Consider the following 11,880-nt stretch of genomic DNA (forward strand, 5'->3'; position numbering starts at 1 on the left):
AGAATGAAAAGTTCTGAAAACCATTTGAAAGTAAGTAAATTTATGCTATATTATTAATGACGTTTGAAATTTGTTGAAACGAGGAAAAAGAATGAAATTAGCCGTTGTTACTGACAGTACAGCTTATCTGCCGGAACGGATCAAAAACCATGAAGATTTGTTTATCATACCGATCCCTGTTATTTTAGATGGAAAAGTCTACAATGAGGGCATCGACATTGAAGCTGATGAGTATTACGCTTTGTTGAAAAACAGCAAAGAATTCCCAACCACTTCTCAACCGGTATTAGGAGAAGTGTTAGCCTTATATGAGTCATTGAAAGATCGCGGTTACGACACGATCATTAGTATCCACTTATCAAGCGGTATCTCTGGATTTATCGGAACGCTTTATGGAATTACCGATGAAATCGAAGGCGTTCAAATCATTCCTTACGATTCGAAAATCACAAGTATGCCGATGGGGCACATGGTAGAAACCGCTCTTGATCTGTCAAGTCAAGGCAAAACCGTAGAAGAGATCATTTCCCATCTGGACACTATCAGAGACAATACCTATGCCTATTTGATCGTTGACGACTTGAATAACTTGGTTCGTGGCGGTCGCTTAACCAATGGAGCAGCCTTGATTGGCGGATTATTAAAAATCAAACCGATTTTGACCTTTGATCAAGGAAAAATTGTGCTTTACGAGCGCATTCGTTCCAGCAAAAAAGCATTCAATCGCGCGGAAGATATCATTGGTCAACGGGAGCAAGAAATCGCATTGCCTGTTAAATTTTATGTAATCCACGCCAATAATTTAGAAGTAGCGAAAGAAGAAAAAGCGAAGCTACAAGCGAAATACCCAAATGCAGAAATTGAGATTGGTCACTTCGGACCAGTTATCGGCACGCATTTAGGGGAAAAAGCCATTGGCATCGCTATTTCAGCGCAATAATTTTTATTTTTTCTATGTTTATTCACGCCATTATCTCCTCAAGACAATGTATGTAAGAATCAGTTAGACGTTCGTCTAGCTGGTTCTTTTTTCTGCTTTTTTGAGATTCGCTTGTAAAAAATCACACAAACTCGTACAATAGGATCAAAATGAAGGACTGGCAAAGGAGGAATTGCTATGAAGTGTTCCTTAAGAAGGTGGCAAATGAGCGATGCGCAAGATTTAGCCCATGCGTTAAATAATCAATCCATCCACGATTATTTACGGGAGGGGTTGCCATTCCCGTATACGGTCGCAGATGCACAAGCCTATATTCGATCTGTGGAAGAAGCAGAATTTGCCTTTGCAATCACTGTGGATGACCGAGCAGTCGGCAGTATCCGTGCTGTTCGCAAAGAAAATATCCATTATAGAACGGCTGAGATTGGCTACTCTATTGCACAAGAGTACTGGGGAAAAGGTTTGATGACACAAGCCGTTCAACAACTATGTGACTATATATTTACTACTTCAACTATCGTTCGTATTTCTGCTGAATCTTTTGCGAAGAATCATTCCTCTTGTCGTGTGTTGGAAAAGGCAGGTTTTACATTAGAAGGCGTTTTGCGAAAGCATGCGGAGAAAAACCATCAGCTGTTAGATATGAAACTCTATGCGTTGATTCGTCAAGAGGAAGACGGGCAGGATGACAACAATCAAAAAGGAGAAACCTATGAATGAACTGCAAAAGTTACCAAATGTAGGCCAAGTTTTAGCGGATCACCTGGTTCGTATCGGCATCAGTACCCCTGAACAATTGCGCACAAAAACGGCCGAAGCCATTTTTGTGACGATCCGCCAACAATGTGATGCGGGCGCTTGCCTCCATATGCTCTATGGTATTGAAGGGGCGATCCAAGGCATTCCCAAAGCCCAACTTGCAAGTCAGAGAAAGCAAGAATTGCGCCTTTTTTTCAATCAATTGAGCTAGTGAAGTAATGCGTCATAAAAAAGCACTTTTTAAGAGCGTTTGTTTTTAGATACTTCTTATCAAGTGCTTTTTCTATAGACATCTGTCCCTAGCTACTAGAAAAGACCTTTTGCTTGTCCCAAACTAGCTTCCTCATTATACTTACTCTATCTAGTAAATTAGTAATTTACTAAACAAGGAGTGAGAACAATGAAAATACCAGAAAACTTGAAACATAAGCCCGTCATTAAAGTGGAAGACTATGATACTGTTGACGGAAAAAATGCGTTACATACGGATGCAAAAGGCCTTTCCCTCGGATTGGCACAATGGAACGACCGGGGAAAAGTCGATATCTCAGGCAAGGTTTGGCGCCACACAGGTGAAAAATGGTCTCGTCAGTCAGAAGAACTACCGCTCACTAGAATCTTAGATCTAGCAATCTTAGTGGCGCAATCCAGTTTGTATTTTCAAGAGGCTTATCGCCATGAAAAGTTTTACGATCCTGAAAATCCGTTGATCGAGATCATTGGCTTACAAGGAAATCGTATGACCGTTGAAGTAGACACCGAAAATCCTAAGATCGATGAAGACATTCTACTTTTTTATGATTCCTTGCAAAAAGATGGCGAGCTATACGGCGAACGCTTCAAAATCCTAAAGCGGCTTTTAGATGAGCTAGGTTATTAAGAAAAGGAGCAGATTGCCATGACACAAAATCAACCGTCTTTTGTCGTAACGAAAGGACGCGCTTTTAGCAAATTAGAACAAACCATGATTTGGAAAAAACCACAAAGTCATCAGACCAGTGCTGAAGAACTACGAATCGCTTCAGAGATCGCGTTGAATTGGGCGGATCCAGAGATGAAGATTTTCAATGTGTTGCTGGAAGGCGATGCTGGGTCGGGTAAGACTCAGTTGGCAAAGGCACTTTCTGCCGACTTGCAACTGCCCTACACCAAAATCACCTGCTTTGCGGATATGGATAAGTCAGATGTATTTGGTGCTTTATTACCAGTGATCAACACCGACCAAGAAGAGGACAAGGACTTGCTGGATGCGATTTATCAAAGTGATTGTTTTGAAGATGTCTTGGCTTTGATCCAGCGGCATTTTTCCTTGACTCGTGAGCGGGCACGGGCGAAATTTGCGGAACTGATCGAACGGATTGAAACCAGTGATCAGCAACCGACGATTCAATACAAATTTTATCCCTCCGAAATCGTACGGGCGCTGGAAAAAGGCTATTTGCTTGAGATTCAAGAGCCAACGGTCATTCGTGATGCTTCGGTACTAGTGGCACTAAACTCGGCCCTTGAACAAAACGGGATGCTGAATATCCCAACTGGCTTTGTTCGGCGACACCCTGACTGTGTGGTAATCATCACAACGAATCGGAATTACCAAGGCAACCGACCATTGAACGAATCCTTGCGAGATCGGATGCAGCATGCTGAAAAAATGGATTTACCTGAGCTAGCAGTCATGGTGCAGCGAGGCATTGCCAAAACCAATTATCCGGACAAAACGACTGCGGAGAAAATGGCTGAGATCATACGCTTGCTAGACGTGACCGCCAAAGCCAATGCCATCAAAGGAGTGGCGGGCATGCGTTCCTATTTTTATTGGCTAAATGCAGTCAAGCAAGGACAAGATCCCTTTACAGCAATTGATAGCAAAGTGCTATACAAAATCACCACCGATCCGAATGAGCTTTCTCTTTTACAACAGGCGCTAGAAGCTTCAGGGTTATTGGCGCAATTGCGGCTTTTGTTTTCTGGACAACCGCTAAATGCCTTTAAAGAACAAATCAAAGGACGCCGAATCAGCAGCGAAGAGGCGGACCAGCGCAATGTAGTGGAAGAAGGCACGCCCGTCCTAAAAAATGAGCAAGTCCTTGAGACCGCCAATCAAGAAACTGAGGCGGAAACGATGGAAACCAGTGATTCTGACAAACAAGAAGCGAAAAGCGCAGCAACTGAGGCGACGTTTTCAGAAGAACTAGAACGCAATAGTCATGATGGCCAAGCAAAAGCTGGGAGTGAGGCACAAGAGGCAGCTCCTGCTGCTCATTCTTTGTCGATCGAAGCGTATGAAGCCCAGGAGAAAGAAAAGAAAACTACGGCATCAAAGGCAGCACGACAAGCATTGAAAGAATCAATCCATGCCAAAGAAGGGCTGATCGTTCATCGACCACCCGTCGATTTAGAAAAAGCGACTGAAGCCCAACAGCGTTTGCAGCCGTTGCTGCCGATCGTAGAGTCATTGATCAAGCAAACCCAAGAAGTATTGGAAAATGAACAAGCTTCGGCATACAGTAAAGGTAAGTACAGCGGCACACGCTTTGATGCCAGCAAGGTTGCGTATCAAGATTTCCGGACCTTTGACAAGAAGAATCCACCTCATGAACAGCCTTCCTTAGCTCTTGCTTTGCGCATCGATGAATCGGGTTCGATGATTCGAGAAGATCGGATATTGTATGCGCAACAGGCGGTCTTAGCGGTGAATGCTTTTGCCGAACGTTTATCTTTGCCATTGATGATCTATGGCGATACAGCGGACGTGACCGCTCGTGAAAAAACCTCGCTTTTTGCTTACAAAGAATTTAATGAAGGCTTTGAATTTGTGCCAGAGAAACTCATGACAATGAAGCCTCGGCAAAATAACCGTGATGGGGCTGTCTTGCGCGTGCTAGCTGAAAAGCTCGCTCATCAGCCGGCAACCACTAAATTACTCTTGAATATCAGTGATGGCCAGCCAAAAGCTCTTCCTGATTATACAGGGGTAAAAGCCAAAGAAGATATTCAGCAGGTGATCGCTGACTATGAACGACAAGGGGTGCTGTTTCTGGCAGCTGCCATTGGCCAAGACAAAGAGGTGATCAAAGCGATTTATGGGGAAGAACGCTTTATTGATCTTTCCAATCTAACAGAATTTCCGCAGCGCTTGTTGCAGCTGCTGACAAGGTATTTGTAGACGTCGATAGCTAAAGGGAAAAGAGTGTGGGCTACGTGCCGCACTCTTTTTTGATCATAATTATATTATGTAAACAAGAAGATGTTTGTCTAAATTTGAAAAGTTCTGTAAAATAGGCGCCAAAAGGAGGGCTATCATGAACAAATGGCGGTACTTCTACTATCCTTGCCAATTCGGCTGGCACGCAGCACTTCGTAGGCGCAGTTTGCTGATGAGTGGTGTATTGGCGATTCTTCTACTGATCATTGCCATCTTTGCAAAGAATTGGCTAGTTTTTTTTTCGTCAATGGCTGCACTACGAAACAAATAGTGGTGAGAATCAGATGGATCTCACATATGCCAGTTGGCTTTTCTTTTTGCAATTGCTGCGCTTCGTACTTAGCATTCTAGCTATAGGATTGATCGCCGCCTTTTTATGGCACTGCAATCACATGTATCGTTTTCATTTGATGGGGGAGGAGCAGCAATCTCTGAGTATTCGGTTGTTGTTAGGACAGTCTCCGTTGGTGGTCACCTTAGAAGAGCTTTTCTTTGTAGGCATTCAAAGCATTGTTATTGGTTTGATAGGGCTTGTCAGCGGTTTGTGGCTTAGTCAAAAAGCACTGCAGGATTTTTTTCATTTCTTTCATCTTCCCGCAGGCTTTACTTTTGAATTTCCCTTTAAAGGTCTATTAATCACGCAACTTGGTGTGCTCTTGCTGCTTTTTTTGTTACGATTCCGCGGTACAAAGAGGACGGTTGAAGAGATTCTCGGTAACGGATGCCCGAATGAGTGAGGGGATGATAGGTTGCTTTTATTTCCCTCTTTTAAAATGCGAACATATGTTTTATAATAGGTGAAACAAGATAAAGGTCGTGAATTTGTGAAGACATCCTTAACTTTAGAAATGGAAGAGGCACTTTATTATTATTGTCGTGAAAACAGTGATATTGTGGTAGAAGAGGTAGTCATGCCAGATGATCACGGCATCGTGGATACTTTGAGTTGTCGCTTGACGACTGAAAATACATTTGAATGGCGTTGCTACGAACTCAAAGTTAGTTTGGCAGATTTTCGCTCAAAAGCAAAACTATCCTTTATTGGGAATTATAATTATTTTGTCTTACCCAAGTCATTGTATGAAAAAGTCAAAGATCAGATTGCACCTACAATTGGTGTTTTGGTCTATCATGCATTTCTTGAAAAAGAAACGGGCAGCAAAGGGTATTTCAGTGTCGAAAAGAAACCCCAACGGCAAGAGCTGCAGGTTCCAGAAAATGGCTTATTGTTTCGGTTGATTTCGGCACAAGCGAGAGAAGTCGGCAAAGCAAAACAGACTGCTCGAGGATTGCGGGTATTTTCAACAGAACGTTTGTACCAAGAACTGAAGAAACGCCAGCCTGAGTATGACTTGTTCGGTGGTGGAGTCAATTACTATGATCGATTTATTGAAGATACTCAGCTGCAAGCGATCGAAGCCTTGAAAGAAGAATTGGCCGCTACGAGAGCAGCCTATGAAGCGCTGGAAAAACGTTTTTTATCAGGCGAGTAAGAAGGAGAGAAGAAGATGTACTTCCCGTATATTCGTGGAAAACAATTTGATTTATTGGCATTGAAAGCACTGTTGGAACAAGATCGCTTGTCAGAAGCGATCCAGCCGATCATTGAACCGGTCAAGCAATCAAAAACGTTTTGGACGACCATTGACCTGTTTCAAAGGAAGCAGCATCCTTTTTATCTTGTTCGCAATCCACAGGCTGGGGCTTTTCTGACTGCAGAGGGGTTAGCAGAGTTGCAAAATGTTGCTGCCCCTAAAGCAATGATCGTAGATCGACCCATTGAAACAGTGGAAGAAACGCCTGATCTTTGGATCGTTCATCAAGCGGACCCAGCACTCGCTAGTGATTGGCGGGAAAATACACTGCCGGTGCTGGTAGGCAAAGAGTTTCGTTTGTTAAATAAAATCAACGGCCCGAAACTACTGATGGAAGATCCGTTTACACGTTTACCTAAAAATAGTTTTTATACAGAATGTCCGGACGAAGGGTTTTCAAAAACCCATCATCTTTATCAAAAATTGGGTTATGCTGGGTTTAGTGATTTTTCTGTCGATAGCAAAATTTATTATGAGCACAGTTATCCCTCAAAGCGGTTGGTTTTGCATTGGATCTATCCGACAACTGAGCAAGATTTGCGAATCGTTCACTTATTTTCTGAGGAAGAATTACCAAATCAGAAAGAAAAATTTTTCGAAGTCATGGAAGCTTTGTTACAGCATGAAGAAGAGTATTCTACACAAACAGCTGGGCTGCAGCTATTAATTGCTGCCTATCAGCAAAGGTCGTTTCCAGGTATGGGCGTTATTCGGAAAGCTGCGGTTATGAATCACTTGGAACTCGTCAGTCGTCTTATTTAGTCTCTATACGTATACGATGGTAAGCTCTAACAAAATACTGCCATTTATTGTACAAAACACCTTGATTGCACCCATTGTTTTCAGGATAGTGATAAAATCAGGGAAAAGGAGTTGGCGCTCGTGGGAACAAAAGATAGAGAATATTATCGAAATGAAGGAAAAGAATTTGAAAAAAATAAGAAAAACCTGCTTATTCGACGTTTAAATCAACTAATCATTGTTTTGGTCGTTTTGATCATTGTCTTTTCGGCGATCCTGTATTACATAGTTTGAAACTTTCCGTAGCTGTCATTGCTTTATTAGCAGCAACAAAAAGAAAATTGTACTTAGATGACTGTGATCCCTTGATTAGGACTCGCTATGGGAATCGGATCCGTTTAGGTAAAAACTGAACGCAACTCAACTTTTGTTGTTTATCGTTGCTGGTTTGCCTGTGATCAAGATTCCCATTAGGCTATTTAGTTAGAACAAATTTGGCTGGGTTATGTACGAATCATTACTGATAAAATCGTGAACAGTGATTCATTAAGCATTGAGTGATTCATTGAGATTGGCCATCAGCTGCAAACTATCTTTGAATTCAAAGATTCAAGGATCAACAAGATCAAATACAGACAAAGGTACAGATATAATTTGTCAATTGATTTTCTTGTCAGTCGTAAAATAAACAAAAATCCTAAACTATCGCTTAAATAACCGTTTTTTTGGATTATACTGCTAATTAGGTTAATTTGAAGGAAATAATCATGAATAAGAGGGAGGAGAGTCGCACAATTACTAGCTAAATACGGTGTTCAAAAAATTTTTTATTTTAGTTTACATAATATATATTATACAAAGTTACATTCAAAAAAGGGTTCGTGCCATTCTAAATAGTTCAAGACAATTTTGTATCATTTTACCTCCCTCCGAATGACTTTTATCAGTAGATTGTCGCTAATGCACCTAAAATTCAATTAAAACTAAGAATTTCTTGTTTTACATGTTCTTCAGATTCTTTTTTTGATTTGCTGATTAACAGATTGTTCATTGTTAACTGTCTTGTAGCAAGTTACTTGCGGATTCGTCTTTTTTATCTCAGCAAATACAGATTCAAGCTATCAGCCTTGATTCACGAACCAATCGGTTTGATTGTATGCTATAATCATTTTGAAAATCTTTGAGCTTTTTTCTCAAATTTTATTCATATACAGCCAATCCGTTTCAAAGTTCTTACACTAGTGCTTAGATGTTGCAAATACTGACAAATATCCGTTACATGATTCTATAAAAAAAGAACCCTAAAATTATGTAGATAACTTAGGGCATTTCGTTATTTAATATAATTGTAATGTTCGTAGGTCACCATAAACGTCCATATTCTGCTAAAAAAGCCTGAATAAAGCGCCGTTGATCATTCCTTGGAATACTAGAACCATGGCAAGTAAAATCAAACCAGCAGCTATCCATAAGCTCATTTTTCCTTTTTGTCGACTTGTGAACGGGTTTTGCTTCAAATTGCCACTCGTCAGGATGAAATACATAATCATGCTGAATGATATGAGCAAAATAATTTCTACCCCTAAGCCTAACCATAATCGCTGATTGTTTATTATTGTCATTTTATCACCTCGCCTCATTTTACTATTAATGAGGTGCAGACCACTGATTTGCCTGGTTTGCAGCTTGTTTTTCCATTTGTGTAATTAATGCCCGATAAAAGCAATTCCATCAGTATAGCTGATAATTCCTAAAAGGAGAATAAAAATGAAAAAGAATACGCAACTAAAGCTAGTCTTTTTACCAAAAATATGGGCGTCACTCCTCTACTTGCTTTTCGTGTTCACAGCCCTCTTCCTCTACTTATCAAAGTACTTGGACATTTCTTTCTTTACTTCGATGTATCCTGACTTTTATCTTCATATCTCCAATTTTTCGATTAGTTTGATTATTGGCTTACTGGGGTACTTTTGGCTCTTGTTGGGTGCGCCATTTAAAGCCGTCACGCTATTGACCCTGCTTTTGCTCATTGCCAATCTATTAAGTGAGACTGTCTTTGGCTTTATGAACACCCCTGATCGAATCGATTTACTTTTTGGGATTGCAGGAACGCTCGTCGCATATTTTACTTTGGCAATGATCAAAAGACACGGTTTAGTCAAGAATCAATCGTTTTGATTTAAACAGTCATGACTTCTCCTTATATGATCCCCTCGTTACTTAGGTCTAACCTATTTTTTTGGGAAAAGAAACACCTTGCTGCAGTTATTTAGCCGCAAAAAAGCACTCAATAAAGGGAGTGCTTTTTTGCGTTTCCATTGGCGATACTTTCGTATGGCTAGTCACTTAGCAGCCAATACAATGGACTTAGCTGTAGATTTTCCCAATACGGGTTGTGAAACCCTATCAAATAGTGCAAAGCTAAATACCCGAAAATCATAAAGCCAAATGACAAAGTCACGATCCGTCCCCAACGTGGTATTTCTTTGATAAATAAACCTAGCATACATATCAATAATGGAAACGAATAATTAAACAGTAAATCACTTCTAATATTTTGGTTCAGAGGATCCTTCATTATTTTGTCATTTAAGCCCCAACTTATGCCGACGATCACAAACATAAGCGCCAGAATAGTCAATCGTTTGCGATCAAAAAGCCACTGTTCTTTATCTTTCCTACTTGCAAAGTAGATCGTAAGCAGGACCACGATTAATCCAGACATACTATTCTCCTTTTTCGCCAGCTATTTTCCAAATCGTTCATCGGTGCTTCATGATAAATTATAACAGATATAGTGTAAAAAAAACGATACCCACCACTAGCCCCTTGTTTGATGCGCTTTTCAAATGTTTCATAGAAGAATCAGAAATTTAAAATTCTGTTCGCTTTACAAAAGAGAACGTATGTTTGTATTATATAGATAAGAGGTGATTGCTATGGGTATGCTACAACCATATGAAGATCGAAAAAAGCTAAAGTGGCAAGGATTCTTTTTATCTGAGCATACAACTGAAATTGAAGAGGAACCGACACGTAAGTTTGATTGTCCACCTAAGCCGTCACTCACAACGGAAGAAATCAATCAGTGTTTATTTGAAGCCATGAAAAAGAACCTAACTGTGGCGATCCAACGAGAAGAAGTTAATGAAGAAGGCGGCTATCCTCCAGATATTATCGGGAAAATCAGCGGTTATGACCCATTAGGCATTTATTTGACGGGAGAAACAACGGAAAAAATCCATTATGATGAGATTCGTCACGTTGCTTTCTACGAAGAAAGAAAATGGTTTGATCTCAGCGAATAATACAACTGTTTACACTACTTAAACTAAAGGAGGAAGAAATGATGGAAACACAAAAAGGATCTGTCTCAAAAATAAGAATCGTCTCCTTTGCCCCCTCCCCTTTGGTCCGCTTTACACTAGGTACCACCAACTGTTTGATTGCGAAACACAGTTTGAATTTTTTAGGGGATGTTGATGACGGCATGTTTCTAACCGTGGGCGGCTATTGGAATAAGCGCCGTCAATTCGTGGTGCAAAAGTATACGGTGTACGGCAAAACGAAAATCATGTTGGATATCGATGCCTATCGGCAAAAAACAGTAAAGGCGGGTTCATTATGAGAGCAAGAGACCTCTTGACAGCACTGACAACGTCGTCGAGTGCAGCAGATTACCAAGGAATTTATTTAACGTACAAAGAAAACTTGATTCCTTTTACGACGATCGCCCAAGATAGCCATAACCAATTGATTTTATTTTTTGAACCAAAAAAACCCGCTCTGACGCTGAAAGAATTATATACACAGCTAATGCTGCATAAGAATTTGGACTTACTCTATTGGGATGGCGAGTCACGTCAAAAAGTTCTAGGGTTTCGTGAACAAAAAGAAAAGATCATTCTTTAGTCCCCTCGCCTATTTTGGCACACAACAAACGTTGAAAATCTCGGCAAAACGAAGAAAATAAAGTATACTTTGTGTAAAGACTAAAGGAGTATATCATGAAAAATCAAAAGATCACCCAAATGAGTTTCGCGAAAGTCTATCCCCTATATATTGCCAAAGCAGAGCGGAAAAATCGAACAAAAGAAGAAGTGGATCAGATTATTACCTGGCTGACCGGTTATGACCAAGAAACGCTGCAACAGATGAATGAAGAGCTTTCTTTTGAACGTTTTTTTAGTCAAGCCCCTCAGCTCAATCCCGCACGAAAGCAGATCACTGGTGTCATTTGCGGCATTCGGGTAGAAGAGATCGAAGAGCCAATGGTCCAAGAAATTCGTTATCTAGATAAACTGATCGATGAACTGGCGAAAGGAAAAGCCATGACGAAAATTCTGCGCTCTGCTGAATGAGGCGATTTTTTTCGAGTTGCTATTTAAGAATCAACGCTTTATACTTGAAATACCTTGGCAGGGGCAAATCATTGCTCAAAACACAGTGGGAAAACACCCCACTGTGTTTTTTTATACTGACTTTCTTGACGGTAGCTTTCAACCAGACAGGCGTTCTTAGCTTAGTTCAACCACTTAGCATGTAGTGCCCAGTGGAATTGGCCGCCTTTTCGTGAAAACACAAGGACATTGTCTACGTCCCTCTTCTTTACTCAACAAGACTCTCTTAACACGTACAAA

16 protein-coding genes are annotated in these 11,880 nt (G+C 40.7%); 14 read left to right on the forward strand and 2 right to left on the reverse strand.

What is annotated here, in order from left to right; all coding sequences use genetic code 11:
* Positions 1-91 precede the first annotated feature (91 nt).
* The 9 genes from IGJ01_RS08630 (at position 92) to IGJ01_RS08670 (ending at position 7,261) form a co-directional block, all read left to right on the forward strand.
* A complete protein-coding gene (locus tag IGJ01_RS08630) occupies positions 92-940 on the forward strand; it encodes a DegV family protein (protein ID WP_005235946.1) in 849 nt (282 codons plus the stop codon).
* Positions 941-1,117: 177 nt separating this feature from the next.
* Positions 1,118-1,660 carry a GNAT family N-acetyltransferase gene (locus IGJ01_RS08635; protein WP_008379907.1) on the forward strand — a complete coding sequence of 181 codons (543 nt, stop codon included), beginning with the start codon at positions 1,118-1,120 and terminating at the stop codon, positions 1,658-1,660.
* Positions 1,653-1,910: a TfoX/Sxy family DNA transformation protein gene (locus tag IGJ01_RS08640; protein WP_005235943.1), complete on the forward strand. Its 258-nt coding sequence runs from the start codon at positions 1,653-1,655 to the stop codon at positions 1,908-1,910. Before IGJ01_RS08635 ends, IGJ01_RS08640 begins: the two co-directional genes overlap by 8 nt.
* 189 nt (positions 1,911-2,099) lie before the next feature.
* Positions 2,100-2,579 (forward strand): DUF6530 family protein, encoded by a 480-nt coding sequence (locus IGJ01_RS08645; RefSeq protein ID WP_005235941.1) that lies wholly within the window; start codon positions 2,100-2,102, stop codon positions 2,577-2,579.
* 18 nt (positions 2,580-2,597) lie between these two features.
* Positions 2,598-4,865, forward strand: coding sequence for a VWA domain-containing protein (locus IGJ01_RS08650; protein ID WP_008379908.1), 2,268 nt, complete (start codon positions 2,598-2,600; stop codon positions 4,863-4,865).
* Between the two features lie 136 nt (positions 4,866-5,001).
* Positions 5,002-5,175: a hypothetical protein gene (locus IGJ01_RS08655; protein WP_254907404.1), complete on the forward strand. Its 174-nt coding sequence runs from the start codon at positions 5,002-5,004 to the stop codon at positions 5,173-5,175.
* Between the two features lie 13 nt (positions 5,176-5,188).
* Positions 5,189-5,641, forward strand: coding sequence for a hypothetical protein (locus tag IGJ01_RS08660; RefSeq protein WP_242691943.1), 453 nt, complete (start codon positions 5,189-5,191; stop codon positions 5,639-5,641).
* A gap of 87 nt (positions 5,642-5,728) precedes the next feature.
* The gene (locus tag IGJ01_RS08665) at positions 5,729-6,397 is read left to right on the forward strand and encodes a hypothetical protein (RefSeq protein WP_008379910.1); all 669 of its coding nucleotides are present in this window, start codon (positions 5,729-5,731) and stop codon (positions 6,395-6,397) included.
* A 15-nt stretch (positions 6,398-6,412) separates the two neighbouring features.
* A complete protein-coding gene (locus tag IGJ01_RS08670; RefSeq protein ID WP_008379911.1) occupies positions 6,413-7,261 on the forward strand; it encodes a sce7725 family protein in 849 nt (282 codons plus the stop codon).
* A gap of 1,364 nt (positions 7,262-8,625) precedes the next feature.
* Here IGJ01_RS08670 and IGJ01_RS08675 read toward each other — a convergent pair.
* A complete protein-coding gene (locus IGJ01_RS08675; protein ID WP_207463005.1) occupies positions 8,626-8,862 on the reverse strand; it encodes a hypothetical protein in 237 nt (78 codons plus the stop codon).
* 145 nt (positions 8,863-9,007) lie between these two features.
* On the opposite strand from IGJ01_RS08675, the gene IGJ01_RS08680 reads away from it, so the two are divergent.
* Positions 9,008-9,418: a hypothetical protein gene (locus tag IGJ01_RS08680; RefSeq protein ID WP_144330359.1), complete on the forward strand. Its 411-nt coding sequence runs from the start codon at positions 9,008-9,010 to the stop codon at positions 9,416-9,418.
* Positions 9,419-9,578: 160 nt separating this feature from the next.
* Here IGJ01_RS08680 and IGJ01_RS08685 read toward each other — a convergent pair whose 3' ends face one another.
* Entirely contained in the window at positions 9,579-9,965 is a 387-nt protein-coding gene (locus IGJ01_RS08685; RefSeq protein WP_087664138.1) for a hypothetical protein, read from the reverse strand.
* A gap of 214 nt (positions 9,966-10,179) precedes the next feature.
* Here IGJ01_RS08685 and IGJ01_RS08690 point away from each other — a divergent pair, with 214 nt between their 5' ends.
* The 4 genes from IGJ01_RS08690 (at position 10,180) to IGJ01_RS08705 (ending at position 11,601) form a co-directional block, all read left to right on the forward strand.
* Positions 10,180-10,548 carry a hypothetical protein gene (locus IGJ01_RS08690; protein WP_008379938.1) on the forward strand — a complete coding sequence of 123 codons (369 nt, stop codon included), beginning with the start codon at positions 10,180-10,182 and terminating at the stop codon, positions 10,546-10,548.
* 41 nt (positions 10,549-10,589) lie between these two features.
* Positions 10,590-10,868, forward strand: a complete 279-nt coding sequence (locus IGJ01_RS08695) for a hypothetical protein (protein ID WP_016611786.1) — start codon at positions 10,590-10,592, stop codon at positions 10,866-10,868.
* Positions 10,865-11,152, forward strand: coding sequence for a hypothetical protein (locus IGJ01_RS08700; protein ID WP_315041695.1), 288 nt, complete (start codon positions 10,865-10,867; stop codon positions 11,150-11,152). Before IGJ01_RS08695 ends, IGJ01_RS08700 begins: the two co-directional genes overlap by 4 nt.
* A gap of 95 nt (positions 11,153-11,247) precedes the next feature.
* Positions 11,248-11,601: a DUF2200 domain-containing protein gene (locus IGJ01_RS08705; protein ID WP_005235929.1), complete on the forward strand. Its 354-nt coding sequence runs from the start codon at positions 11,248-11,250 to the stop codon at positions 11,599-11,601.
* Positions 11,602-11,880: the final 279 nt, after the last annotated feature.

It is taken from the genome of Enterococcus sp. AZ089 (assembly GCF_050547225.1).
In the GTDB taxonomy this organism is placed as follows: Bacteria; Bacillota; Bacilli; order Lactobacillales; family Enterococcaceae; genus Enterococcus_D; species Enterococcus_D entomosocium.